Genomic DNA, 25,027 nt, shown 5'->3' with positions numbered 1-25,027 from the left:
TATTAAGAGTTAAAAAGCTCTTTAACATTTACGTTTTTACGTTCAGATTCAACTATCTCAAATACCTGTTTTCTTTTGTAAGCCATAGCAGATGCCATAAAGTTTGTAGGTATCATCTCTATTGCGTTGTTGTAGTCAGTTACAGCTTGATTATAAGCACGACGTGCTGCTGATAGCTGCTCTTCAAGCTCATTTAGTGTGCCTTGCAAGTGCATAACATTTTCATTTGCTTTAAGATCAGGATAGTTCTCAACAGCAATCATGATAGAGCCAAGAGCTGAACTTATCTTAGCGTCAAGAGCTATTTTTTGCTCATCACTGATGTTTGGTTTATTTGCATCTGCGCGAAGTTTAGTAACCTCAGTTAGAAGTGACTTCTCATGTTCCATATACTTACTAACAGTTGCTACAAGATTTGGAATAAGGTCATAACGTTTTTTTAGGACGGTATCAACACTGGCAAAGATATTTTCAACTTGATTTTTCTTCGCAACTAAAGAGTTGTACATAAGAATTAAAACTAGGGCAATTACTATTACGATAATTAAAGATGTAGACATACTGAATCCTATGAAGTTATTTTATAGCCAAGGCCATAAATGTTATCTATAAAAAAGTGCTCTTTATTGCATAAGTTTAGCATTTTTTTCTTAAATCTTGAGATGAGCTGAATGGTGTTATTGCACTTACCATCACTCTCTTTTTTATCGCCAAATATTTCATCTGCTATTTCACAAGCGCTATAATATCTAAGTGAATTAGCAGATAAAAATTTAACTAAAGATATTTCATTCTTGGTTATTTTTACTTCAGAATTGTTGTAATATAGTTTTTCTATTTTAATATTCCAAGTGTAACCATTTTTTAACTCCAATGCAGAGCCTTTTGAAAGTCTACTAATAAGTTCTTTAAGAGTAATATCTAGCTCATTTTGCTTTATTGGTTTTACAAGATATGAGAATAGCCTTAGGTTTATAGCTTGAAGTAATTTTTCTTGATCGGCATATGCAGTTAACATTATTATCTCTATATCCCTATTCATCTCTCTTATTTTTGTAGCTAAGCTCAATCCATTGATTTCAGGAATAGATATGTCGAGTATAGCAATGTCAAAGTTATTTTTTTTATATATTTCCAATGCTTCTCTACCATTGTCTGCAGTTGTTATATCTTTAAAGTATCGACTGAATATTTCTACAAAATTATCTCTTACTACCTTGTTGTCTTCTACATAAAGTAGCTTGAAATCATTTGTCATAATATAATCCTAAACATTGTTCCCTCACCGATATTAGTAACTTCAATCGATCCATTCATATGATCTTCTATGATTACTTTAGATAGATAAAGTCCTAAGCCAGTACCTTTTTCTTTCTCTTTTGTTGTATAATTTTCATGGAAAATGTAGGGTAAATTCTCTTCAGATATACCACCAGCGTTGTCTATAATATCTATGTATGTCATATCATCTTGAGTTCTACCGATAATCTTTATCATCTTAATACTATTAGAGTTTATTTTATTATCTCTAAATGCTTCTTTAGAGTTTTGAATAATATTCAATAAAATATGAAGAAGTTCATTTTCAAATAAAGATACTTCTTTTGTGAACTTTAGGTCATACTTGATTGTGATTTCATTTGCTAAAATAGTATCCCTACTAAGTGAAATGGCTTTTTCAATAAGTTTGTTAAGATCACACTCTGTTTTTACTTTTGTTGAGTTAAAAAAGTTTTTAAAATCGTCTATAGTCTCAGATAAAAAATAAACATTTTCATTAGCTTGAGTTAGCTTTTCATTTAGATACTCAGATGATATTTCAATCTTGTCGTTTATTTTGTACTGCAAAACCATAATGATAGAGCCTATAGTACTTAGTGGCTGTTTCCATTGATGGGTGATTACTTCAATCATATCTCCCATCTGAGCTTTTTGATTTTTGAGTATTAGAATATTTTGTTGTTCTAAAAATCTATTTTCAAGTAGTTTTATATGGTAATAAATTAGGTAAGAAAACAAAAGTGCTTCTAAAACTAGACTAATCCCAGAAGCATGGAATGTATATGTACTTATGGGGGTTACACCATTAAAAGATAGAATAGTTATTGCAAAACCTACTATATAAATCGTATATGCTGTTAGAAAAATATTTACAAGAGGATGCTCTTGTTTATAAAGAGTATACCCAACAAAATAGATAACCACAAATGAATAAAAAAATACAATAGCAACTAAATGAATACTAAGTTGTAAATCTATAAAAATTGCTATTAAAACATCTATGATAGCTATGTATATAATTGAGTTAAGAAGATTATGTAGAAGTTTATTCTCTTTTTTAAAGTTAAAAATTGACTTTACAAAAAGTGCCAAAAATGCAGAGACTAAAATAGCTGTAATATTTATCCAGTAAACTTCCTCGCCATAAACTCCTAAATTATGAAAGATGGAACCATACATATAAGAAAGACCAATAGAAGCATTTATAAGGTAAAGAGAGTAAAAAATAAGCTCTTTTTTTCTAACAAAAAAGTATAAAAATATATTGTAAAAAGCTAAAGAGAGTAGAATTATAATGATGCTATTAGATATCAGACCTTTATTTATAAGTGCTTCTAGGTGAGTTTTATCATCATATATATTTAGGTTATAGATATGTGTAACATTTGGAACTATCTTCATATATAGTGTTTTACTAGCTTGTTCTTCAAGTTTTAGTTTGTAAACTAAAACACTTCCTGTTAATTTATTATCTTGTTTATCATCAAATATTTTATAAACATTTTGATCTATAAGCTTTTTATCTTTATATTCATATATCGTTATTTCTTTGGAAAAATAGGCAAAATCATTATGCACAAATATCTCTTTTTGAATATCAGTAACATTTTTTATATCTAATTTTAACCATACTGTATCTGGTGTATTTCCAAATGAGTGCATATTAGCAACGGTAGTGAATTTTGAGTCTTGAATATTATTAATATTTATTGAATTATTAGTGTCTCTAATAAAGCCGATATTAAAGTTTTTGATTTTAGTTTCACCATAGTTTATGGTGATTAAGTTAGACGCATTTAGGAGAGTGAATATTGATATAAAAAAAAGTAAAATAAGTTTATTTTTCAACTCTATTCCTTCCATTGTCTTTTGCTCTATAAAGTGCTTCGTCGGCTTTAGTAATGATGCTTTTTTCATCTAAGTTAGAGTTTATCTGCGCTATACCAGCACTTATGGTTACCTTATTAACACTATCAAATATAGTATTTTCTATGTTTGAGCGAATATTTTGGGTAAGTGTGTATGCTCCATTTAAATCAGTATTTGGAGATATAATCATAAACTCTTCTCCGCCCCATCTACCAAGAATGTCTGTAGATCTAATAAGCTCTTTCATAATAAATGATACCTTCTGAAGAACTTCATCTCCAACTTGATGACCATAAGTGTCATTGACCTTTTTAAAGAAATCTATATCAATCAATATTATAGAATAAATTTTATCATAACGAAGATAGTTTTTGTAGTTGTATGATAATTCTTGATCTAGTCTAAGGCGATTATAGATATTTGTTAGTTTATCTGTAATAGCCAAGTTTTCTAATACTATAGTCCTTTCTTTTACTTCTATTTCAAGTTTTTTGTTAAACTCTTCTAGTACTTTTTTAAGTGTTACATCCGTTATAATAGAGTCATATTCAATTATATTGTTTTTGCTGTCAAAGATGGGAGATATAACAGTATCAACCCAGTATGGACTACCATCTTTTTTTCTATTTTTTAATTCACCTCTCCATGAATGTCCGCTGCTAATTGTCATCCATAAATCTTTGTAAATATCAGAGGGAATCTCTTTATCTCTTGATATACTGTGTGTTTTACCAATTATTTCTTCTCTTGTATATCCACTAATGTAACAAAAAGCATCTGAAACGTAAGTGATTTTTCCATTTATATCTGCTTTTGAAGAAGATATATTTTTATTAAATATATTATTTTGTTTGTTTAGTTGAGCAGTTTTTAAAGCAAGAACTTTATCCATTCTACGTTTAAAATAAAAGCCAATAAAGATAGTTAGAAGCAAAGCAATTATTAAAATCTTAAAATATATGCTATATAAAAAAATAAAATTAAAGTTATCAATCTCTTTTGTATCTTTAAATTTTAAATTATTTGATGATTGATATATAAATTTAGAATAATCTATTTTATGATCTTTTGTAATTAATCCAAGTATATGGTAAATATCTATTATTTCCTTTACTTTTATATCAGATATATTGCCAAAAGGAATTTTCTCTTGGTATGCCAACTTCTTAAGAGTATTTGCTTCAAAAGCTAAAGCCTTTTTGCTTCTAGATTGAGTATTGTAATTTTGTAAAATTATTTCTATACTTTCATCTATATGTGAATAAGCGTATTCCCAACCCTCCATAGTTGCTTGATAAAAAGCTTCAACAGTATCTGGATTATTTTTTATCATTTGAGATGACGTAAAGAGTATGTCACTATAAAGGTTGAAGTCATAATCTTTTGGATCAAAAATAGTATACTCTAAACCTTTTTCTTTCATAGCAAAAGGCTCATTTGATGAATATGACATCATCAAATCTGCATTACCATTGATTAAATCTATAGGGTTAAAACTAGTGTCTATAACTTTATAACTATTTGCTTTTAGATTCTCGGATGATAACATTGCATTTATAGAAGCTGTATAGGTTTGATCACGGCTCATCATGATTTTTTTGCCAGAAATATCTTTGAGTGAAGTTATATCTGCTCTTTTTCTAGATAACAAAACAAGTGGGGATGATTGGTGTATTGCAGTTAATAAAACTATATTGGGATATTTATTTAGCTTGTCTAGTATTAGTGAAGAATGACCAATACCAAAATCAACATCTTGTGTAGAGACAGCTTTTGTATTATCTCTTTTTAAATCGTATTCTTTGATATGTACATTTAAGCCGGCTTCTTTATAGAACCCCAACTCTTTTGCTATATAGTAACCGGCAAATTGAAACTGATGTTTCCAAGGAAGTACTAACGTCACATTTCTCTCTTGTGCTTGAGCAAATGTGACAAAAAAAAGTAGAATAAAAATAGTTTTTTGCATAAACAGAGTTTATCATATCATTATAGAGCAAAAATGACATTTTACTTGCTTATATCCTTTGCACACAGAAATGCACTAGCCCATGCAAAGGCGAAATTGTACCCACCACGTTTACCTAAAACATCCAATACTTCACCACAGAAGTATAGATTTTTCTGTTTAAGAGATTCCATAGTTTTTGGGTTTATCTCTAGTGTATCTACACCACCGCCACTTACTTCAGCATGACGAAATCCATGAGTCTCAGTAACTTCAAAACGCCAGTTTAGCATCTGGTTAGCTATCTTTTTACTAAGCTTGGTGTGGATATCTTTAGCACTTGTCTCTTGTGGTATTTCTATACTTTTAAGTAGTCCTTGAGCTATCTTTAGAGGAACAAGTCCTGCCAATACATCAAGAGCTGAGAAGTCAGGTATAGCCTTAGCCAAGTTGCTTATATGAGTTGAAAGCTTTTGAGCGTTAAAAGATGGAAGCAGGTTTATAGAGATATCTACCTTTGCATACTCCATAAGTGCTACACTTGCTCTTTGAGAGATGTCGAGTATTGCAAAGCCTGAGACACCATAGTTTGTAAAAAGGACATCACCATTAGTCGAGATATCTTTTTTGTTATTTATAAGAAGTGTTACATCCCCAACAGTTTTTACTCCACTCATCTTATGAGCGATGCTTGAGTCTAGGTGAAACTGTACAAGTGAAGGGTATGTTGGAACTATGTTATGTCCAAACTCTTTTGCAAACTCATATCCATCACCATTTCCACCTAGATGTTCAGCTGCCTCTGAACCAGATGCAACTACAACGGAGTCATATTTGTTAAGTAGCTCTTTTATATCTGTTATCTTTGCATCTGTGTGGATTTTTACACCTAGATTTGTAGCGTGAGAGAGAAGAAGTGAAGCTACGCTCTTAGATTCATTACTAAGGGGGTAAGCTCTTCCATCATCTTTTACATCGAGTAGAAGACCGATGCTAGATGCAAACTTGCTAAACTCATCAAAACCAAAGCTATCAAGTGCTTCTACTACAAAAGAAGGATTATCACTAAAGAAGTCATTTGGAGTAAGGTTTCTGTTAGTAATGTTACAACGACCGTTTCCAGATACTAAAATCTTTTTAGCACACTTGGAGTTTTGCTCAAACACATCTACTTCAAGAGACTTACGTGCACAAAATATGGCACACAAAAGTCCAGAAGCTCCACCACCGATAATCGCTACTTTTTTAGTTTTCATTCTCTTATTTACCTTTTAGCAATTATATTATATTTTTAATTTTTAAGGCTTCCATAACGATTTCTTTTCTAGATTTAATGTCACTTTTTTTATCTATATCTATATTTAGTGCAAAAAAACATACTTGCACTTTTGTCTCAACATATCCGACATACCAGCCATGTTTTGCCACGAGTCCTGTTTTTGCTCTTATTGTGTAGTTTGATTCAGCTTTAACTAGCATTATTTTTTTGAGTATGTCTAGATGCTCTTTTTTATATGGCAGTTCATTTTTATACAGTTTTTTCAAAAAATCTATTTGCTCAGATGCAGAGATTTTTATCTCACCCTCTAGCCAAAAAGTAGAGACATCGGAGCCTGTTTTTTTATTGCCGTAGGCTATCTTTTGTAGATGCTTTAAGTATTTGTCATTTCCAACTCTTTGTGCTAGTTCTTGATAAAACCAGACACAAGACTTAGGAAGTGCAGTTTTAAGGTTTTGGTCTCTGTTCCAAGCATCATATGCTCTTATTTTACCATCCCATTTGATGATTTCATTTTCATCTTTTACTGCTCCCTCATCTAGTGCGATAAGCGTGTTTGGAATCTTGAAAGTTGATGCAGGAAGATATCTCTTCGTCGCTCTTTCTTGATTGTACACATAGTTCTTATCATTCTTAAGTGATGAGATGATAAGTGTACCTTTAACATCTCTTGCTTTAAAAATATTTTGAAACTGTGAATCATTTGCAGATGCAAAGCTAAAGAAAAGTGAGATTAGTAGAGTGATATTAATATAGTTTATTTTACTCATTATCATCTTTGTAAGCTTCTAGAAACTCAGATAGCAAAGACTCTACTGACTCTATTGTATCTTTAACTGGTTCATCTGACTCCATAAAATCAGTTGCCAAATAGGTAAGGGCGAAGCTGTGTATATTACCAGGACGGGAAGTTAAAACTTCTTCTCCTAAAGCAAGTTGTACGTGTATAACTTCAGTATCATTAACATTTATTGATTCTATTTTTATCATGAAGGTTGTGGCATCTGTCTTTCCGAATATAAAACCGGCTTTTTTTAGTTTTTCTATGACACTCTCTTTTAAGCTATCCTTTTGCTCTTTATCCATAAAGCCAACTTTATTGGGCATATACAAACTAAGTGATTTGATATTGTCGAGTGTATAAAAAGATTGGGCATTAAGCGAGCTAAGGATTAAAAGAAAAATAATAAGTGCTTTAAAAGTTTTCATTTTTTCTCACTTTTTTTATAAGCTTTTAAAGCCAAATCCATATCTATTGCAAAAACTACTTCCTTCGAGTAGCCTAGTGATTCGAAAACATGTTTTTGTGTATTAGGATTTATAAAGAATACTGTAGGAATAAGTTTAGAGTTGAACTTAGGCGGATACTTCCCTTTGTCTTTTGCTTTGTCAATAATAACAGGTATAAAATCTTTTTTTACTTGACTTCGAACTAAAGAAGAGTTTAGAGTTTTTCTCTCAAACTTTTTACACCAAGGGCAGTAGTCACCGACAACAACAAGCATAAGTGGCTTGTTTTGTTGCTTTGCCAGTTTTAGTGCAGAATTATAATCTCTTGAGTATTTGACCTCAGATGCAAACTCATCTATCTGCGCCGAGAATGCAAATGTAAACGTTAGTAATATAGATAGTAATATCTTCATTTAAAAAGCCTTTATGGTAATAGAAAATATTATCATAATTACTGTTTAAAGAGTAACTATTTTAGCACCAAAACCACCAAGATGCAGTGGTGCATCTTCGAACTTTTTAACTCTAGGATGAGATAATAGAAAGTTTTTAACTGCATAAGAGAGTTTACCTGTTCCGATACCATGATATACAATAACTTCGTCCCAGCCGTTAATGAGAGCATCTGAGAGAAATTTGTCCAGCACCTCTTCAGCTTCTTCTGCTCTCATACCGTGCAAGTCACAATTTAGACCTGCTTTTTTCTCTACGCTTACTTTGAGAGTTGTTTGTGGCTTTACATCTATATTTTTAGTAGGTTTGAGATCTTTTGTTTTTACTCTAAGTCTCATTCCACCAACTTCTATAAGAGCCTCTTTTTTATCTTTTATAGAGATTATACTGCCTTTGTTGTTTCTGTATTTTATAAAATCACCAACATTAAAGAAATAGTTATTGAGTACTGGTTCTTTTTTATCTTTTGGAAGCTTTTCATTTGCTTTGTTCATCGCTCTGTGAATGGCTTTTGTATCTCCTGCTTTTGCGGCAGTTTTTGCTTCATCTATAGCTAGAGCATAACTATTTTTTAGCTCATTTTTCTGCTCTTGTATCTCTTTAAAAAGCAGTTCTCTTTGCTCTTTTAAGTCTAGCTCTTTGAGTCTCAACTCTTCAAGTCTATCATCAACTTTTTTATGTTTTTGTTTTAATTCGCGTTCTAGTTGTGAACCTCTTTCTATTAGAAGATTTAGTCTCTCACTGTTATCTCCGTAGACACTTTTTGCCTCTTGAACAATAACATTCGAGATTCCATATCTGCTAGCTGTCTCAAAAGCGTAACTCTTGCCGATTATTCCTTGCATAAACTCATAAGTTGGCATTCTCTGTTCTTCATCATATAGGGCAGCCATTAGCTCTACATCATCACGATCAGCCATCAGTGCAGCTAGACGTTTGTGGTGAGTTGTTACTACGACTTTTTGTCCTCTTTTAATCAAGTCATCAAGTATGACTTTAAATAGAGCTGCCGCCTCGTCACTGTCGGTTCCAAGTTCTATCTCGTCTATACCAACTAAAGCAGATTTAAACTCAAAGATTTTAGAGAATTCTTGCATACGTCCTGCAAATGTTGAGATGTCATTTTTTACGTTTTGAGGATCGTCTATGATAGATAGAATAGCTTTAAAGCTTCCTATGTGTGATTTGTTCTCATTTAAAGCCATAGGAATGATGTACTTCGCCATAAATGCAGATGCAAGTATCGCTTTTAGAAGCATTGTTTTACCACCGGCATTTACACCAGTAACCATAAGTATGTTTTTACTAAAGTCAACATTTACAGGTTTTGGTTTGTGAATAGCAGGGTGGATAAAATCACTTAAGATAATTTTTGAGTCATTTTTTGATTTTACAAGTTGAAGATTTTTACTTTTGGCAAATAAAACTCTGGCCTGATAATTGTCAAATTTGGTAAACTCTTTATCTATAAAAGCTATAAAAGGCTGAATCTCAGCCAATGTTGATGAAAATTCTTTAGCATAAGTGTAAAAGATTGTTTCTCTCTCTTGTTGTATATACCTAATCTGCTCTTTTGATTTTAGAATACTATCGGGTGAGACATAGAAAAAACCACCAGTACTTCTTCCAACTACAGCACCCTTTAGTACATGGTTAAATCCACCACGAACCAAAAGACATTCCTCATCATTTAGATAGTGAACCTGAGTATCTACTAAGTAACCAGCAAGTTTAGAACTTGACATCATTCTCTTCATAGAAGTGTTCATGTTGTTTTTATGCTCTTTAATTCTTGCACTCAATCCAAAAAGAGTCTCATCAAGATTTTCATCAAACTTGCCATCGTTTGCAAAATACTTTTCAACTTCAAGAAATTTCTCTGGAACTTCAAACTTATTCATCCACTCACCGATGATTCCATCAAGCTCACGGTTTTTAAAGTAACGAAAATATCTGACTATCTTAACTATTTCAAAAATTTGTTCAAAGTTTAGAACACCACGTTTTTTTAGATGTCCTTTTATGTTAAAAAAGTCAGATATTTTTGGAGGAGCTTTAAACTCTATGTTGTCGAGTGCTTTGATATAACGAAAATGAAACTCTTGATCACCTTCGATGTAGAGAGAACTATCTCGTGAGAAAAAGCTTTTAAATTGTTCTATATGTTCAGTTAAATCAAGTTGATTTATTAGTAAGTCTAGTTTAGAAGTTTTTTCAGTTGCCATATTTTATTGTTTTACCTAGTTAATTGCTTTGCTGTTTGCAATTTTAGCTAAATTTATATTATTAGTAAGATTAATTTGAGAGTTTTAAAAAGAAGTTGTTTGAAGGGTATTGAGCAGAAAAAATCTGCTCAATGAGAAAGATTACAGACCTGTAACGTTTTCTGCTTGAGGGCCTTTTTCGCCTTCACCAATTTCGAAAGTAACTTTTTGACCTTCGTTTAGTGAAACACGGTCGTAACCATTGCTGTTAACTTGACGGAAGTGTACGAATACATCTTTTCCACCATTTTCTTGCTCTATAAATCCGAAACCTTTTTCGCTATTAAACCATTTAACTGTACCATTTACTAATTCTGCCATTGTGAATCCTTGTGTGTTTGTTTACACCTTATTACTAAGGTGGTTGAAAATCTAATATATAAGTTTATTTTTAGGTGAATTTTACTGTCAACAAGGAGTCATCAATACAAAGCATACTAAAGATGTAACTACAATCATCTTTCATTGAAGACAGTATAGCTGAATAATTCAAAAAGTGTTGTTAAATATTGATATTTAACTATTCACAAGAAGAAGCGCTAATCATTTGCCCATAATTGGGGGTGTTTTCTTTACCTATGAAAGTGTAAGTTCCTATACTTATGGTGTAATTAGAGTTGTTAATGTCTATTCCGTTACATTGCACAGTCTTGTTCTGATTAAATTTCATAACAACATTTAGCATATTGTCTCTTTGTGTATTGCTGTAAGCATTAAAAGCTACCGCACTTAAAACTAGAACTAAAATTACTACAGTAATCATAGTTTTTTCTTTACGTGTTAATTCTGTAAAGTAGTGTAGAGCTAAAAAGAAAAACCCTACAATTACCAGTCCTGCAATATATGCCATGTTTAAGCAGTCCCTCTTATTTGATAAGTTATATCTCCTGCGCCAAAACCAATAATAAGACCTTTGTCTAGAGTTTTTAGTGCTTCTTTATTTTTTATAACAGTGATGTTGTTATTTGCTCTGGTAATATTATCTGCCATTGTTAGGTTATAGTGCTTAAACTTCTCTTTAAAGTCGATATCACGAGGCGCTTCACCGGCTGACCATACTGGAAGTATAATAAGTTCCCCGGCACCTTCAAAACATTTTATGAATTCTTCAAGATTATCAATTGTGCGAGAGTATTTATGTGGCTGCCAAATAGCTGTGATTTTGTCAAAGCCTTTAAGTTCAGCATATTCTTTAACAGATTCAAAGGTTGCTTTTATCTCTGTTGGATGATGACCATAATCATCAATAATTACGCTTCCTTCATCTGCTCCAACTATATCAAAACGTTTTTTGATACCTTTAAAAGTAAGAAGCTTAGCTCTTATCTCTTCTATGTCCATAGATTCATTTGCAGCTAAAATCGCCAATGCTGCATCTAAAGCGATATGCTTTCCAAATCCCCATACATCAAATGAGCCCATGTCTTTAAGATTAAATCTTGTGTGAGGTTCATCGTTTATAAGAACGAACTCAATATTTGTAATATCAGTAGTAGGGTATAACCAATGAGCGTCAACATCATTTTTTAGTGTACTTAAGAATGGATCTTCTGCATTTAAGACACGACACGGGGCAGAGTTTATAAAAGTTTTGTACGAGTCATAAAAAAGCTCATAGTTGTAGTCATAATACTCCATATGCTCAGGTTCAGCATTGATAACAATTGCACAGTGAGGATTTGAGTTAATAAAACTTCCATCACTCTCATCAGCTTCAAAAAGCATAATATCATTTGTATCATCATATCTGACATTTGAGCCAAATGCTTTTGATTCTGCACCGATAATAGCAGAACCACTCATGATGGCTGTTAAAATTGCAGTAGTTGTACTTTTACCATGAGCGCCAGCAACTGAGTAAACTTTTGAAGTGTCAAGGATTTGAAGTAGAGCTTCACGACGAGCAAGTACTTCTATGCCTTTTGCTTTTGCAGCTATGATTTCCGGATTATCAGGGCGAATGATTGCTGAGTGAATTACCAAATCTTGGGAATCTATAGCATCTGCGCTATGTGGAACAGTAACTTTTATGCCTAGGTTACGAAGTTTTTCAGTGATGATTGTGTCAGCTATATCTGAGCCACTAACTGTGTGACCTTTATAATGCATATACTGAGCCAGTCCTGAGATACCTATTCCACCAATTCCGATAAAATGAATTTTCATACGCTTACTCCCCATCTATTTGGGATTTGTCTAGCAATTTTTGTGCCTCTTTTGTAAATTCACTAATGTAAAACGTACCAGCATCTTGAGTTGCATCCATATCCGCAATCTTAGACATAAAATCGTCAAGATTGATGTTTTCTGCAGAAGCTATCCAATGAAACTTTAGTGCACTGGAAAATTTATCATCATTAGAAAGACCACTTAATACTTCAAAAAGTGCACTTGCATCTGAGATGTTTCCAGAGTGGTAATATTCCATAGCATACTCATAAAGTGCTCTCATGGTTGCAAAGTCTTGAACTTCAGTCATATCCATGACTCTATGAGCTTCAAGTGTGTCCGTAAGTTTTTCAAGTGCTAAATCTAAGATATTCGCATAAAAACCTTGAAGTGTCTCTTCGTCAAATGTATCATGTGCATTTTGTTCTAAAACATATAGTGAGGCTATATCTGAGTTCTTCTGTGCCTCTAATACCTTGGCTTTTAAATCTTCTACGCTCATGCTAAACACTCCTTGATTCTTATTAGTGCACTTCTTGTTTTTTCTTCGTCTTCAACTAAGGCTATTCTTATGAAATCTTTTCCAGGGTTTTCGCCTTTAGCATCTTCTCTTGCTAAGTATTCTCCTGGAAGAACTTTTACATTGTACTCTTCATATAATTTTTTTGTAAATTCTAATGGATTTTCAACTTTTAACCAGAGGTAAAAAGTAGCTGCCGGTATCTCAGTGCCAAGTATCTCTTTTGCAAGAGCAAAGTTTTTTTTGTATATTTTTCTGGCTGCTTCTACGTGTATCTCTTCTCTCCATGCAACGCTTGCTGCACTTTGAAGTGGAAGAGGAGCCGCACAACCTACATAAGTTCTATACTTCATATACTCTTTTAAAATCATCTTATCGCCTGCGATAAATCCTGAACGAAGTCCTGGAGCTGATGAGCGTTTTGAAATAGAGTTTACTACTAATATATTTTTAAAATTATGATTTCCAGCATACATAGAAGCTTCTAAAAGTGATGGAATTTTTTCATCTGTATAGATCTCACTATAGCACTCATCATTTAGAAGTACAAAATTGTGTTTCATACTTAGTTTCACCCACTCAGCCAGTTCTTTTAGTGTCAATACTGAAGATGTCGGGTTGTTTGGAAAGTTAATGATTACAAGATCACATTTACTGAGTTCATTCTCATCAATTTCTGGTTTGAAGTTATTGCTCTCATCCATGTTGATAAGTAGCATCTTAGCTTTTGAAGCTATTGCAGCACCTTCATAAATCTGGTAAAAAGGGTTTGTAAAAGCCATAGTTGGATTTTCTATATCAAAAAGTAAAAACTGTGGAAAGTTAAAAAGTACTTCACGAGTTCCAAATGTTGGAATAATCTCTTCATCTTTTAACTCAACACCAAATCTTTTTTTAACAAAACCTCTTTGAGCTTCTCTTAGATTTGTTTCACCTGCAGTCATTGGATATTTTTTTAGCAGATGCGCGTTATCTGCAAGCGTGTTTTGTATAAATGCCGGAGTTTCAAACTGAGGCTCACCAATAGTTAAAGCTGAGGGTGCATAGTTCTTATTAGGCGTGATATCTTTAAGTAAATCATTAAGTTTTTCAAATGGATATGGTTCAAAATTCATGTATTATCGCTTATTTAAATTAATGCAATTATATCTTAAATCTATTAGAAGCACTTTAACGCTATGCTTATACAAAATAAAAAGGAGTTTTTCATGAAAATAGTTATTTCAATGGTATTAGCATTATTTATACTTGGGTGTAGTGAAGAAGCCAATAAAGAGGTCCAAAAAGCTGAGCCAAAACAAGTTTCAAAAGAGGTGGCAGCTATTACAAAAACTCCATTGCAAGAGCTTGTTGAAAAACAGAAGGAAGTTGTTGTAAAAGAAACATCAGTAGCCGTAGTTGCATCTGAAGTAAGTGGTAAAGCTATTTTTCAAGCATGTGCTGCCTGTCATGGTCAAAATGCTGAAAAAGCGGCACTTGGAAAATCTAAAGTAATCAAAGGTTGGGCTGCTCTTCAAGTGACAGAAGCACTAAATGGATACAAAGATGGGACTTATGGTGGGACTATGAAAGCAGTTATGAAAGGTCAAGCTACTAAACTAGATGCCGAAAAGATTAAAGCGGTGTCGGACTATATCTCTAAGCTATAGCTTAGGAAGTCCGAATTTTTGAGTTATTAACTCACCCTCATCGTTAAAAAATAGATAGTATAAAGTATCTTTTTTTACACTAAGACCGGCTAGGTATCTAAGAGCTAAGTTTGCTTGTAGTGATGCTATATGCATTACTATAGGAGCTGCAATACCTGCCGGTGTTTTTTTAATAATTTTAAATGCATCTGTAAAAGATGACTCATCTATAAAACACACCTGACCATGAAAAGCTTCAACACTTCCATAAAGCCAAGGCATATTTTTACTCTTTGCATACTCATTAATCTCCGCTCTACTAGGAAGATTATCAGTAGCATCTATGATTAAATCAACATCAATGTTCTTTTTAGAAAACTCTTCAAAGTTACACTCATGAGCAATTGCCTTAACATAAGGACATCTTTCTTCTATAAGCTTGGCATTTAACACAGCTTTGTTTTTACCTTCATCACCGACTTTAAAAGCAATCTGGCGATGAATGTTGTGAAGTGAAACTTCATCAAAGTCAACCATATGAATCTCACCGATGCCACTAGCACCTAAAGCAAAAGCTAAAGAGCTTCCAAGTCCGCCTGAGCCGATAACAGCAATCTTCTTAGTTTGCAGAAGAGTTTGAGTATCTTCTCCCCATAGTTGCACCTGACGGTGAAAAAATTTCATCATAGTTAAGCCTTTATCAAAAAAAAATGATTATATCACAAATGTTGGTAATAGATGGAAGTAGAAATGCCTTAGGCATTTCTACTTAAAGAGATTTGTTACGCTTGCTGTAGAAGCATTTGCTTGAGCTTGAGTAAATGAACCAATTTGAGACATTATGTTCATTTTGGAGAAGTTTGCACTCTCTGCTGCAAAGTCAATATCTCTGATTTGAGATTCTGCTGAAGCTACATTTACTTGTGTCACAGAAATATTTCTAATGTTAGACATAAGTTGGTTTTGAGCAGCACCCAAGTCAGCTCTCATACCATCAATACTCTTCATAGCATCATCAATAGTGCTAAGAGATGCAGATGCTCCCGCTTGTGTTGTTACGTCTATTACTCCACCAAGTAGTGAAGCAGTCTGTGCGTCACCAATAGATAGACTTTGAGTCTCATTTGCATCTGCCCCTGTATGAGTTACAAAAGTACCGTTTCCTGAACTTCCACCTGTACCGTCTAGCAGGTTTATACCATTAAACTTAGTAGTTTTTGCGATATCATCAGCTGACTCCATAAGAGCATCTATCTCTTTTTGGATTATAGCTCTGTCATCTGAGTTTAGAGTTCCGTTTGACGCTTGAAGTGTTAGCACACGAACTCTATCTAAATTGTTTCCATACTCTTGAAGAGCACCATCTGCCACTTGAACCATACCTATACTCTCATTAGAGTTCATAATGGCACGACCGAGACCTGAGACTTGTGCTGAGAGTTGATTGGCAATACCAAGACCTGAAGAATCATAAGCAGCGTAGTTTATAGCTGAACCAGATGCTAAAGAGCTAAGGCTTTTATTTACACCCATATTGTTTAGATTTGAATGTAGATTTGCATTCATAGAACCTATGTTGCTGTTTATTTTAAAACCCATAATAAATCCTTTGGATTGGAGTCATACATAAAGGACTATTATATCATAATAGCTTATATCTTAGTTTGATATCCGTTTATTAATCATATCTTTAAATCCCCAAGAACGTCTAGCGGCAATCACATCTGTATGACTCATATCAACTATCATAAGTTCTTCTTTATTTCCTAGATGCTCTAGTAATTCACCGTTTGGAGAGGCTAAAAGTGAGTCACCATAAAATTTCCAGTTGAAATTTTTATCTGCGAAATCACCTATACGGTTTGCTCTTAAAATGTAGCAATTATTTACAAAAGCACGAGAAAGAATTAGGTTTTTCCATCTCTCAAAAGAGTCAAAAGTAGATACACTTGGAAGTAAAACACAGTCAATACTCTTGCCTGATAGCCCAGCAAAAAGTTCATCAAAATGAAGTTCAAATCCACTTATGATGGCAAATTTAAACCCATCTACTTTAAAAACCAATGGTGATTCTAATTCTTTTATCTCATTTGCAAAAAATTTCTCTTCATTCCAGTGAGGGTAGTTTATGAGAAGTTGTTGTTGATAGTAGGCTGTAGATGATGGTGCAAACTTTGCAACTGTTTTATACACTTTTTGCTTTTTTACAATGACAAGAGGAGCTATAATTGTCATGTTATAAGTAGAAGAGAGTTCTCTTAAAACCTTACTTTGATGCTCAGCTTGTTCTTTTATCATCGATGCAGAGAGAGTTTCGAGTTCTTTGAAAAAAGGGTTTAGGATATATTCTCCAAGAAGTAGAATTTTCACACCTTTATTATGCGCGATTCTAATGTAGTTGTAGAGTTTTGTACTACTCATTCCTTGCGCGCTAAGTTGTAGTACGGCTGCTCTCATTAGCTACTCTTTATTTCTTTTATTTTTATTACGGCATCTTCGAGTATTTTTTGAGCCTCAGCCAATTCGCCCATACCTTTTTCATACGCTTTTACGCTGTTTTGCAGTGTGATTTCAGGGTTCATTAGAGTCTCTAAAATCTTTTTAGCACCTTCTAGTTTTGCTTCAAAATTGTCTGTCTTACTCATCTAGTGCGTCCTTTACATAGTTTTCAAATTTATCAAGTTCAACCAAGAAGGCGTCATGCCCATAATCGCTGTCAATATCTATATAGTTATAGTTGACATTACCGATTTCATTAAGTGTATCGGCTATCTCTTTCATCTCTGTATTTTTAAAAAGTAAATCATCTCTAAAGCTTATTAGATGCAATTTTGCTGTAATTTTTTTTAAAGCTTCTTGCAGAGAGTCAAAACCACGGGAGAGATCAAAAATATTTATAGCTTTTGTGATGTAGAGATAAGCTAAAGGGTCAAACCATTTTGTAAAGTTATAGCCATTGTATTCCAAATATGACTCTACTTGAAACTTACCAAAAAGCTCATATAGACCATCTGTTCTTTTGTACTCTCTGCCAAATTTACTCGCCATTGATTCATGAGATAAAAAGCTGATGTGTCCAGCCATTCGACCAACAGCCATACCAGACAATCCTTGCTCTTTAATAACCTCAGGATCGTAGTATCCCTGTTTAAATTCAGGGTCTTTAAGGATTGATTCTTGAGCAACTTTGTTAAATGCAATAGCCCAAGGCTGTGTTGCATGAGTTGACGCCATAGAGATAATCTTGTCAGAGAAGTTTGGATAGTGAATAGCAAACTGAAGGGCTTGCATTCCACCCATAGAACCACCGACAATAGCGTGAACTCTATGAATATTTAATCTGTCAAAAAGAATACGTTGAGCTTTTACCATATCTTTGATAGTTACAACAGGAAATTTGTAACGATAGTGGTCATGGTGATGGTGTTGCATACTCATCGGACCAGTTGAACCAAAACAACTACCAATTACGTTTGAGCAGATTACAAAATATTTGTCAGTATCGATAGCTTTACCTGGACCTATAAATCCATCCCACCAACCAGCTTTTGTCTCATCTTCATAAACACCTGCACAGTGGTGTGAACCAGTCAGCGCATGACAAACCACAACTACATTGCTTTTATCATCATTTAGCTCACCATATGTCTCATAAGCAATGTCATAAGGCTCTAAAATACGACCACTTTCTAAGTAGAGAGGATTAGTAAAATGTTCTGTGTGTGTTTGCAGGTTCAAGGGCAACTTATAACTCTCCATAAAATAATTATGCTATTTTAGCGAAAATGACTTAATACTAATTTTATTGGAGCAAAAAGGCTTGAAAATGAGCCTATGATAAACTAAAAACTTTGTTTCTTCCACGCTGCTTAGCTTTATACATAGCATTATCACATCGTTGTATGGTTTTGCTTATATTTTCATCGTTTATAGTGTCTAATTGAGCAACACCAATGCTCGCAGTTACATGAAAAATATCATCTGACTCAGAGTGGATCTCAGTAGATTCAATTTTTTTTCTGATGTTTTCAGCTATAACTAAAGCTTCATATAGGTTTGTATGAGGTAGTAGAATGATAAACTCTTCTCCACCATAACGAGCGACTATGTCATCTTCTCTATTTAGATATTTTAATATATCCGCAGTTACTTTAATAACAATGTCACCAGTTTGATGTCCATATGTGTCGTTTATTTTTTTAAACTTATCAAGATCAAGTAGTATTATAGAGAGATTTTCTTCATACCTTTTAGCTTGCAAAAAGCTCTTTTGTGACATCTCAGAAAAGTATCTGCGATTATGTAAACCACTTAAAAGGTCTGTTTTTGCTTCTATAGTTAGCTGAGCTTTTATCTCTTGGAGCTCTTTTGTTTGCATTGTTAAACATTTATTTGCACTGTAAGTATCAAGATATCTATTTGTAAGAAGTAGTGTAAAAAATATTATCTCTATAAATGCACCTGCTAAGAATGAGTAACGGGTAATATCAGTGTTGTCTAAAATAGTATTAAATGTAAGTGTCATGAGCAGCATCGTTGGAGCAAAGATTGTAAGTGCCAGAAAATAGTATCTTGCACATCTAAAACCTCTTGACCAGACTGTAATCGTTGTGAACAAGAGAAGGATAAAAAAGAGTGCTGAGAATATGTTAAAGAGTAGGCTGGAATAAGGAACACTTAGTGATATTAAAAGTGCAAAAACTAAGAATACTGAAGCATATATTTTGAAAACTCTGTCCATATACGGCATGTATGTATTAAGTTTTAAAAATTTACCAGAGAAGAGAAGTAAAAAAAGAATTACAAAAGCACCAACGACATGTAGTCCTTCATCCCAACCGTGAAGTCCAAGAGTTAAGTACGATCCACTCTTCATACTTGTAAATAAAATAAAAGAGAATACATAGGCTATATAGTACATATATATTCTCTCTTTTGTCATAATAAAATTGTAGATATTTAGCAAAACAAGACCCAGTAAAATGAATGCGTAGATAGTGTAGGCTTCCGTAATAGTTATACGACTTGGTCTGAAGAATTCTTGTTTATCAAAGATTTGAAACTCTCCAATATGCCCAGATACAGTTTTGCCTTTTACATAAAATGTACGCTTTTCTCCCATGTGAATATGCAAGTGATACGCAGGGTTATTATCTTCAATGGAACGATCTTTTAGTAAAATATCTAGTCCATTTTTTTGGACACTCCATTCTTCATTTTCTTTTGTATATAGGTCTAGGCTTGACCAAAAAGGTTCAGTGAAGTAGAGTATGAAGTCTTCGTTTTTACTTTTGTTTTCTAGAGTTATTTTAAACCATGAAGTGCCTGAGTGGTAGCCTTTTGTAAATTGACTTGGTATAGTTTGTGTGAAGTCTGTTTTTTGAATCTCATCTATAGTAAGTGAAGAGCTATCATCGTAAAGATACTCTAGTGTGAAATTTTTGTTTTTTTGAGTTTGATTCGTTAGTATGAATGAAGCAGTTAAAAGTGTTGTGAAAAAAAGAAATAAAAAGAGTGTAAGTCTGGGCATTTGTGGCTATTTCCTTTGAAAGTTTGATAATTATATATTATAAAACTTAAAAGAAATAGTACATAAAATATTAGTAAATAATATTTTATGTTGTTTTATTATGCTTCTAAAGCCTGCTTGATATCTGCAATAAGATCTTTAATAGACTCTAGTCCACAAGAGATGCGGATAAGTCCTGCAGGAACACCACAAGCGATTAGCTCATCAGGAGTTAGTTGTTGGTGAGTCGTAGATGCTGGATGAGTAATGATTGATTTACTATCACCGATATTTACAACTAGAGAGTAAAGCTCTGTTGCATTTACTATTTTCGTAGCCTCTTCTAAAGAGTCAACTTCAAAACTTAGAAGGCCAGAACAAGCTCCATCTTCAAAATACTTCTGAGCCATTTCATAGTTTGAGTTGCTTTTTAGTCCCGGATAGTTTACTTTGTTAACTCTTGGATGAGCCTCTAAAAACTCTGCAAGTGCAAGAGCATTTTTAGAGTGTTCACGCATACGAAGAGATAGATGCTCCATACCTTGGATAAACAACCATGAGTTAAACGGAGATGAAACCGCACCTATATCACGAAGAAGTGAAAGTCTAGCTCTAAGGCTAAATGGAGGAAGAGGAATGTCAGTATAAACTAAACCATGGTAAGAAGCATCCGGTTCATTGAAGTGAGCGTATCTGTCATTGCCTTTTAGTTTATCAACAATTCCGTTTCTCTCAACCATGATACCACCAATAGCAAGACCCTGACCAGTTGTGTATTTAGAAGCACTGTGAACAGTGATGTCTGCACCAAACTCAAAAGGACGACATAAAACAGGAGTAGCAACAGTGTTATCTACAACTGTCAAGATGCCATGCTTGTTTGCGATAGCTGTAATAGCTTCTATGTCTGCTACGTCGATACTAGGGTTAGTTAAAGACTCAAAAAAGATAACTTTAGTCTTAGCATCTACAAGTGCTTCTATCTGCTCTGGCTGATGAACATCAAAATATCTAGCTTCGATGCCAAATCTCTTTAGTGTGTGAGCTGTTTGAGTAAGACTCCCACCGTAAAGCTGTTTAGCACATACTATGTTATCACCGGATTCAGCAGCATTTGCAATAGCAAAAAAGATAGCACTCATACCACTTGAAGTAGCAATTGCCGCAGCACCGCCTTCAAGCTCTGCAAAACGTTTTTCAAATACATCAGTAGTAGGATTGTTAAGACGAGTATAGATGTTTCCTAACTCTTTTAAAGAAAACAAGTTTGCAGCGTGTTGGACATCACGAAACTCATAAGCTGTCGTCATATAAATAGGAACAGCCATAGTCCCTTGTGTATCTTTCTCATAACCAGCGTGCAGTGCTTTTGTTTGTAAATCCATAATGTCTCCAATGAGTAGTTTAAAATATTGGGATAATTTTATCAAAAATTGCTTAATATCAGAATATGTAATAATTAAAAGTTGATATTAAAGCTAGTGGCTTTATTTTGCATTTTATTTTTGTATAATTCCGAATTAAAATAATAATAGGATTAATGTGAAAAAAATCATAAATATATTTATACTGTTATTGACTTTAGCTCTATTTACAGCTTGTTCAAGCGTTAGTGATGAAGAGTTGATAATAGCTAGAGAAGCTGTAAAAAATGGTGCTATTATTGTAGATGTTAGAACACGTGAAGAATTTATACAAAAGCATATTGATGGCGCTATAAATTTACCTATAGAGGCTATTATGAAAGGCAGTATCAACCTTCCAAAAGATAAAGAGCTTGTTCTATATTGTAGAACAGGTAGTCGCAGTAGTGTGAGTGCTAAGGTTTTAAGAGAGAAAGGCTGGACTGTATATGATGTCGCTACACAAGATGATTGGGAGAGAGAAATAAAGTAAAAGCATCACTTTTAACTTAATAAAAGTGGAGATTCATTCACAGTGATGTAAATTTGGAACATAACGTTTAAGGAGAGCAATATGAACTCGCTCTTTGGTTCATATTGGATCCTGCATTTTGTTAAACCTTTAGTTTATTATCCATTTGAATTGTTGGAGTCATTATTAGTTGAGTTTTGTTCTTGTGGTTGTGAAATTTCAACTTTAGGTTGTTGTGTTGTTTCTGGATTTAAGTTGGAGATACCATTAATACTTTTTGCTTCAATATTTTGAGGATTTAATCCAGCAATTCCATTGAAACTGTCATTAAACATTACTTTCTTACTTCCATTTTGTTCTTGTGTTCCCATTTTTTCTTCCTTTAAAATAATTTTTTGATATGCAGATGTTACACCAATTAATAAAGCAAAACTAGAGCCTATTACAAATGCTCTAATTGAACGTTTATCATATTTTTCTAGTTTAGGGTCTTTTCCATTTTTCCCTCGCAACGAATCTTCTAAGTGAACTGAATTTAATTCATAAATTTTTAGAGCACTCCATATTGTTATAATAAAAGAGCATATAGAAATAATGAATAATAAAATTATCCAATAGTTTTCTGCACCAACAGTTGTTAAAATAGTAATTAATAAGCCTATCGCTGCTGAAGACAAAGTGACAAGTGTTTTGTCACGCTCCATTTTAGTCTGTATCCAAGCAGATAGCAAAACAGAGTAGTGAGCAATATTTTTACCTTCTAATTCTCTTAATACTCGTTTTTTACGTTCTTCTTCTGTTTCAGGCAAACTTTCCCTTTGTATGTTTAACGTTTGTTGTGAGCAATATTTTTGCCGCAGGGAAAACTATTGCTCTCTTCGTACTTGTTATCTTTTACTTTTAAGAACTTTATTTATTTAAAACAACAAAAATTGAAAATCCAATACTTACTATTGCAATAATAATTGAAATGATTGATATTCGTTTAAATAATACAAGTTCTTTTTCAATTTTTGTTCCACTTGACTCAATAACTTCTATTGTATCTTTCAGTTGGGTTGCCAATACTTTAACTGATTCTGCATTTTGTGTTGCAGCAGACTGAAGCTCTAAAATTTGATCAGGAATAACATCACTACTTTTTTTCTCATTACTTCTTGATGTAAAAGCAGGAATAGTTATTTTTAAAATTTCTGTAACATACGGAAGAGCTGTTTTCAATACAGGAAGCCATGCTGCCATATAATAATCCTTTTGTGTAAGATGACTCTTTATTCAAACACATTATATGTAAAACAATCTTAAATCACATAAATAAATCACATATTATTTGCGTGTTAAAAAGGTTCATCTTGTTAAATTTACGTCTAATTGTTATATTTTTTGATGAAAAAGAGAAAGATTCTATAGAATTCTTAAAGTTTGAGTGTTTGTTTTGTGCGTTATTTCGCAAATATCTTACATAACACACAAAATGTTACTTAATCGAAGAATAAGTATGGAAGTAAAGCAAAAGCTTTACTTTTTTGAAGTTAAATTAACGCTTCTCGTAAAGAGATTTACTTCTAGCGTTAAGCAGTGTTGGTTTTTTAGATAGGAACTCATCTACAGCGATGGCACATTCACGTCCTTCGTGGATTGCCCATACTACAAGTGATTGACCTCTGCGCATATCTCCTGCACTAAAGATACCTTCTGCTGATGTAGCGTAGTGATTTGTTGCTATGTTGCTTCTTGGGTCAGTATCAAGTGAAAGCTCTTCTATCATTCCAGTCTGCTCAGGCCCTAGGAAACCCATAGCTAAGAAGATGACGTCAGCTTTAAGTATGAAGTCACTTCCTTCTATCTCATTGAAGCCTTTGTCTCCCCACTCGATTTTCACACAGTTGATGCCAGTTACATTTCCTGCATCATCTTTGATGAAAGATTTTGAGAGGATGTCATAGTCAAGTGTACAACCCTCTTCTTGAGATGAAGATAGTTTAAACACTCTTGGGTAGAGTGGCCATGGCATCGCATCTGTACGCTCTAGTGGAGCTTTTGACATTAGTTCTATCTGTATGATTGACTCAGCACCTTGACGAACAGAGTTTCCAACACAGTCACTACCAGTATCACCACCACCGATGACTACTACGTGTTTACCAGTTGCTAGTATCTCTTTTTCTTTTGGTATCTCTTCGCCTTCGATGCGAGAGTTACACTGAGATAAAAACTCCATAGCGAAGTGGATGTTATTTGCATCTCTGTTTTCTATTGGCAAGTCTCTTGGAAGAGAAGCACCACCACAAAGAACTACTGCATCGTACTCATTTCTTAGTGTTTTTAGAGGAATATCTACACCGATATGGGCTTCCGTAATAAACTCTACGCCTTCTTCTGCCATGATATCAACACGACGTTGAACTACTTTTACTTTGTCTAGTTTGAAGTTAGGGATGCCATAACGAACAAGTCCGCCGATACGCTTATCTCTCTCATATACTGTTACAGCATGTCCAGCTTTGTTAAGCTGATTTGCAACGCTAAGACCTGCAGGACCAGAACCCACAACTGCCACTTTTTTACCAGTACAGACCTTTGGCATCTGAGCTTTCATCCAGCCCTCTTCGTAAGCTTTTTCGATGATTGAGTACTCGATACCTTTGATGCTGACTGCATCGTCATTCATCCCAAGTACACATGCAGTTTCACAAGTTGCAGGACATACACGACCAGTAAACTCAGGAAAGTTGTTTGTACTCATAAGTGAGCGGAATGCACTCTCCCATTCGCCTTTATATATTTGGTCGTTAAACTGAGGGATGAGGTTACCTACAGGACAGCCGTAGTTACTATGACAAAATGGAATACCACAGTCCATGCATCTAGCGGCTTGAGTTTCTAACTCAGGCTTGCTTGGAGGAGTTACAAACTCGTTGTTGTGCTTAATGCGCTCATGAGCTGGTGCTAGTGAGAAGTTCTGACGTTTGTATTCTCTAAAACCTGTTACTTTTCCCATC

26 protein-coding genes are annotated in these 25,027 nt (G+C 33.7%); 2 read left to right on the top strand and 24 right to left on the bottom strand.

Features of this window, described 5'->3' with window-relative positions:
- Positions 1-2: 2 nt before the first annotated feature.
- The 14 genes from SMGD1_RS01690 to SMGD1_RS01625 form a co-directional block, all read right to left on the bottom strand.
- Positions 3-560 carry a LemA family protein gene (locus SMGD1_RS01690; RefSeq protein ID WP_008339958.1) on the bottom strand — a complete coding sequence of 186 codons (558 nt, stop codon included), beginning with the start codon at positions 558-560 and terminating at the stop codon, positions 3-5.
- Between the two features lie 8 nt (positions 561-568).
- Entirely contained in the window at positions 569-1,258 is a 690-nt protein-coding gene (locus tag SMGD1_RS01685) for a response regulator transcription factor (protein WP_008339907.1), read from the bottom strand.
- Complete coding sequence (locus SMGD1_RS01680; RefSeq protein ID WP_188093532.1) at positions 1,255-3,129, bottom strand: sensor histidine kinase; 1,875 nt, start codon at positions 3,127-3,129, stop codon at positions 1,255-1,257. The genes SMGD1_RS01685 and SMGD1_RS01680 overlap by 4 nt, the downstream gene beginning before the upstream one ends.
- Positions 3,119-5,119, bottom strand: a complete 2,001-nt coding sequence (locus tag SMGD1_RS01675) for an ABC transporter substrate-binding protein (RefSeq protein WP_008340059.1) — start codon at positions 5,117-5,119, stop codon at positions 3,119-3,121. Before SMGD1_RS01675 ends, SMGD1_RS01680 begins: the two co-directional genes overlap by 11 nt.
- Before the next feature lie 41 nt (positions 5,120-5,160).
- Positions 5,161-6,354: a BaiN/RdsA family NAD(P)/FAD-dependent oxidoreductase gene (locus SMGD1_RS01670; protein ID WP_008339985.1), complete on the bottom strand. Its 1,194-nt coding sequence runs from the start codon at positions 6,352-6,354 to the stop codon at positions 5,161-5,163.
- 22 nt (positions 6,355-6,376) lie between these two features.
- The gene (gene blaOXA / locus SMGD1_RS01665) at positions 6,377-7,147 is read right to left on the bottom strand and encodes a class D beta-lactamase (protein ID WP_008340453.1); all 771 of its coding nucleotides are present in this window, start codon (positions 7,145-7,147) and stop codon (positions 6,377-6,379) included.
- The gene (locus SMGD1_RS01660; RefSeq protein ID WP_139064115.1) at positions 7,140-7,586 is read right to left on the bottom strand and encodes a hypothetical protein; all 447 of its coding nucleotides are present in this window, start codon (positions 7,584-7,586) and stop codon (positions 7,140-7,142) included. The genes blaOXA and SMGD1_RS01660 overlap by 8 nt, the downstream gene beginning before the upstream one ends.
- The gene (locus SMGD1_RS01655; RefSeq protein WP_008340071.1) at positions 7,583-8,020 is read right to left on the bottom strand and encodes a thioredoxin family protein; all 438 of its coding nucleotides are present in this window, start codon (positions 8,018-8,020) and stop codon (positions 7,583-7,585) included. Before SMGD1_RS01655 ends, SMGD1_RS01660 begins: the two co-directional genes overlap by 4 nt.
- Before the next feature lie 45 nt (positions 8,021-8,065).
- Positions 8,066-10,285 (bottom strand): endonuclease MutS2, encoded by a 2,220-nt coding sequence (locus SMGD1_RS01650; RefSeq protein ID WP_008339965.1) that lies wholly within the window; start codon positions 10,283-10,285, stop codon positions 8,066-8,068.
- Positions 10,286-10,426: 141 nt separating this feature from the next.
- A complete protein-coding gene (locus SMGD1_RS01645; RefSeq protein ID WP_008339977.1) occupies positions 10,427-10,645 on the bottom strand; it encodes a cold-shock protein in 219 nt (72 codons plus the stop codon).
- Positions 10,646-10,844: 199 nt separating this feature from the next.
- The gene (locus SMGD1_RS01640; RefSeq protein WP_008339956.1) at positions 10,845-11,174 is read right to left on the bottom strand and encodes a hypothetical protein; all 330 of its coding nucleotides are present in this window, start codon (positions 11,172-11,174) and stop codon (positions 10,845-10,847) included.
- A 2-nt stretch (positions 11,175-11,176) separates the two neighbouring features.
- Positions 11,177-12,490, bottom strand: a complete 1,314-nt coding sequence (murC, locus tag SMGD1_RS01635) for a UDP-N-acetylmuramate--L-alanine ligase (RefSeq protein WP_008340097.1) — start codon at positions 12,488-12,490, stop codon at positions 11,177-11,179.
- 4 nt (positions 12,491-12,494) lie between these two features.
- A complete protein-coding gene (locus SMGD1_RS01630; protein WP_008340053.1) occupies positions 12,495-12,995 on the bottom strand; it encodes a hypothetical protein in 501 nt (166 codons plus the stop codon).
- Positions 12,992-14,128: a succinyldiaminopimelate transaminase gene (locus SMGD1_RS01625; protein ID WP_008339927.1), complete on the bottom strand. Its 1,137-nt coding sequence runs from the start codon at positions 14,126-14,128 to the stop codon at positions 12,992-12,994. Before SMGD1_RS01625 ends, SMGD1_RS01630 begins: the two co-directional genes overlap by 4 nt.
- 93 nt (positions 14,129-14,221) lie before the next feature.
- Here SMGD1_RS01625 and SMGD1_RS01620 point away from each other — a divergent pair, with 93 nt between their 5' ends.
- Complete coding sequence (locus tag SMGD1_RS01620; protein WP_008340446.1) at positions 14,222-14,662, top strand: c-type cytochrome; 441 nt, start codon at positions 14,222-14,224, stop codon at positions 14,660-14,662.
- Here the strand turns inward: SMGD1_RS01620 and SMGD1_RS01615 are convergent.
- The 7 genes from SMGD1_RS01615 to SMGD1_RS01585 form a co-directional block, all read right to left on the bottom strand.
- Positions 14,657-15,328 carry a HesA/MoeB/ThiF family protein gene (locus SMGD1_RS01615; RefSeq protein WP_008340116.1) on the bottom strand — a complete coding sequence of 224 codons (672 nt, stop codon included), beginning with the start codon at positions 15,326-15,328 and terminating at the stop codon, positions 14,657-14,659. The genes SMGD1_RS01620 and SMGD1_RS01615 overlap by 6 nt on opposite strands.
- Positions 15,329-15,406: 78 nt before the next feature.
- A complete protein-coding gene (locus SMGD1_RS01610; RefSeq protein WP_008340056.1) occupies positions 15,407-16,240 on the bottom strand; it encodes a flagellin N-terminal helical domain-containing protein in 834 nt (277 codons plus the stop codon).
- Positions 16,241-16,300: 60 nt separating this feature from the next.
- Entirely contained in the window at positions 16,301-17,098 is a 798-nt protein-coding gene (locus SMGD1_RS01605) for a carbon-nitrogen hydrolase family protein (RefSeq protein ID WP_008340112.1), read from the bottom strand.
- On the bottom strand, positions 17,098-17,286 hold the full coding sequence (gene xseB / locus SMGD1_RS01600) for an exodeoxyribonuclease VII small subunit (protein WP_008340046.1): 189 nt from the start codon (positions 17,284-17,286) through the stop codon (positions 17,098-17,100). Before xseB ends, SMGD1_RS01605 begins: the two co-directional genes overlap by 1 nt.
- Positions 17,279-18,385, bottom strand: coding sequence for a homoserine O-acetyltransferase MetX (metX, locus tag SMGD1_RS01595; RefSeq protein ID WP_008340441.1), 1,107 nt, complete (start codon positions 18,383-18,385; stop codon positions 17,279-17,281). The genes xseB and metX overlap by 8 nt, the downstream gene beginning before the upstream one ends.
- A gap of 88 nt (positions 18,386-18,473) precedes the next feature.
- On the bottom strand, positions 18,474-20,171 hold the full coding sequence (locus tag SMGD1_RS01590; protein ID WP_008340019.1) for a sensor domain-containing diguanylate cyclase: 1,698 nt from the start codon (positions 20,169-20,171) through the stop codon (positions 18,474-18,476).
- Between the two features lie 98 nt (positions 20,172-20,269).
- Positions 20,270-21,535, bottom strand: coding sequence for an O-acetylhomoserine aminocarboxypropyltransferase/cysteine synthase family protein (locus tag SMGD1_RS01585; RefSeq protein ID WP_008339922.1), 1,266 nt, complete (start codon positions 21,533-21,535; stop codon positions 20,270-20,272).
- Positions 21,536-21,692: 157 nt separating this feature from the next.
- On the opposite strand from SMGD1_RS01585, the gene SMGD1_RS01580 reads away from it, so the two are divergent.
- Positions 21,693-22,046 (top strand): rhodanese-like domain-containing protein, encoded by a 354-nt coding sequence (locus SMGD1_RS01580; RefSeq protein ID WP_008339928.1) that lies wholly within the window; start codon positions 21,693-21,695, stop codon positions 22,044-22,046.
- A gap of 137 nt (positions 22,047-22,183) precedes the next feature.
- Here SMGD1_RS01580 and SMGD1_RS01575 read toward each other — a convergent pair whose 3' ends face one another.
- The 3 genes from SMGD1_RS01575 to SMGD1_RS01565 all read right to left on the bottom strand — a co-directional run bounded on the left by SMGD1_RS01575 (position 22,184) and on the right by SMGD1_RS01565 (position 25,026).
- Positions 22,184-22,834, bottom strand: coding sequence for a hypothetical protein (locus SMGD1_RS01575; RefSeq protein WP_008340003.1), 651 nt, complete (start codon positions 22,832-22,834; stop codon positions 22,184-22,186).
- Positions 22,835-22,934: 100 nt separating this feature from the next.
- Entirely contained in the window at positions 22,935-23,267 is a 333-nt protein-coding gene (locus tag SMGD1_RS01570; protein ID WP_008340043.1) for a hypothetical protein, read from the bottom strand.
- A gap of 295 nt (positions 23,268-23,562) precedes the next feature.
- Positions 23,563-25,026, bottom strand: a complete 1,464-nt coding sequence (locus SMGD1_RS01565; RefSeq protein WP_008339973.1) for a glutamate synthase subunit beta — start codon at positions 25,024-25,026, stop codon at positions 23,563-23,565.
- Position 25,027: the final 1 nt, after the last annotated feature.

Source organism: Sulfurimonas gotlandica GD1 (genome assembly GCF_000242915.1).
GTDB lineage: Bacteria > Campylobacterota > Campylobacteria > Campylobacterales > Sulfurimonadaceae > Sulfurimonas > Sulfurimonas gotlandica.
This window is presented reverse-complemented; position numbering and strand designations above follow the sequence as displayed.

Coding starts and splice junctions, on each gene's coding strand:
- SMGD1_RS01690 (WP_008339958.1), bottom strand. CDS start 560: ATGTCTACATCTTTAATTATCGTAATAGTAATTGCCCTAGTTTTAATT.
- SMGD1_RS01685 (WP_008339907.1), bottom strand. CDS start 1,258: ATGACAAATGATTTCAAGCTACTTTATGTAGAAGACAACAAGGTAGTA.
- SMGD1_RS01675 (WP_008340059.1), bottom strand. CDS start 5,119: ATGCAAAAAACTATTTTTATTCTACTTTTTTTTGTCACATTTGCTCAA.
- SMGD1_RS01670 (WP_008339985.1), bottom strand. CDS start 6,354: ATGAAAACTAAAAAAGTAGCGATTATCGGTGGTGGAGCTTCTGGACTT.
- blaOXA (WP_008340453.1), bottom strand. CDS start 7,147: ATGAGTAAAATAAACTATATTAATATCACTCTACTAATCTCACTTTTC.
- SMGD1_RS01660 (WP_139064115.1), bottom strand. CDS start 7,586: ATGAAAACTTTTAAAGCACTTATTATTTTTCTTTTAATCCTTAGCTCG.
- SMGD1_RS01655 (WP_008340071.1), bottom strand. CDS start 8,020: ATGAAGATATTACTATCTATATTACTAACGTTTACATTTGCATTCTCG.
- SMGD1_RS01650 (WP_008339965.1), bottom strand. CDS start 10,285: ATGGCAACTGAAAAAACTTCTAAACTAGACTTACTAATAAATCAACTT.
- SMGD1_RS01645 (WP_008339977.1), bottom strand. CDS start 10,645: ATGGCAGAATTAGTAAATGGTACAGTTAAATGGTTTAATAGCGAAAAA.
- SMGD1_RS01640 (WP_008339956.1), bottom strand. CDS start 11,174: ATGGCATATATTGCAGGACTGGTAATTGTAGGGTTTTTCTTTTTAGCT.
- murC (WP_008340097.1), bottom strand. CDS start 12,490: ATGAAAATTCATTTTATCGGAATTGGTGGAATAGGTATCTCAGGACTG.
- SMGD1_RS01630 (WP_008340053.1), bottom strand. CDS start 12,995: ATGAGCGTAGAAGATTTAAAAGCCAAGGTATTAGAGGCACAGAAGAAC.
- SMGD1_RS01625 (WP_008339927.1), bottom strand. CDS start 14,128: ATGAATTTTGAACCATATCCATTTGAAAAACTTAATGATTTACTTAAA.
- SMGD1_RS01620 (WP_008340446.1), top strand. CDS start 14,222: ATGAAAATAGTTATTTCAATGGTATTAGCATTATTTATACTTGGGTGT.
- SMGD1_RS01615 (WP_008340116.1), bottom strand. CDS start 15,328: ATGATGAAATTTTTTCACCGTCAGGTGCAACTATGGGGAGAAGATACT.
- SMGD1_RS01610 (WP_008340056.1), bottom strand. CDS start 16,240: ATGGGTTTTAAAATAAACAGCAACATAGGTTCTATGAATGCAAATCTA.
- SMGD1_RS01605 (WP_008340112.1), bottom strand. CDS start 17,098: ATGAGAGCAGCCGTACTACAACTTAGCGCGCAAGGAATGAGTAGTACA.
- xseB (WP_008340046.1), bottom strand. CDS start 17,286: ATGAGTAAGACAGACAATTTTGAAGCAAAACTAGAAGGTGCTAAAAAG.
- SMGD1_RS01590 (WP_008340019.1), bottom strand. CDS start 20,171: ATGCCCAGACTTACACTCTTTTTATTTCTTTTTTTCACAACACTTTTA.
- SMGD1_RS01585 (WP_008339922.1), bottom strand. CDS start 21,535: ATGGATTTACAAACAAAAGCACTGCACGCTGGTTATGAGAAAGATACA.
- SMGD1_RS01570 (WP_008340043.1), bottom strand. CDS start 23,267: ATGGCAGCATGGCTTCCTGTATTGAAAACAGCTCTTCCGTATGTTACA.
- SMGD1_RS01565 (WP_008339973.1), bottom strand. CDS start 25,026: ATGGGAAAAGTAACAGGTTTTAGAGAATACAAACGTCAGAACTTCTCA.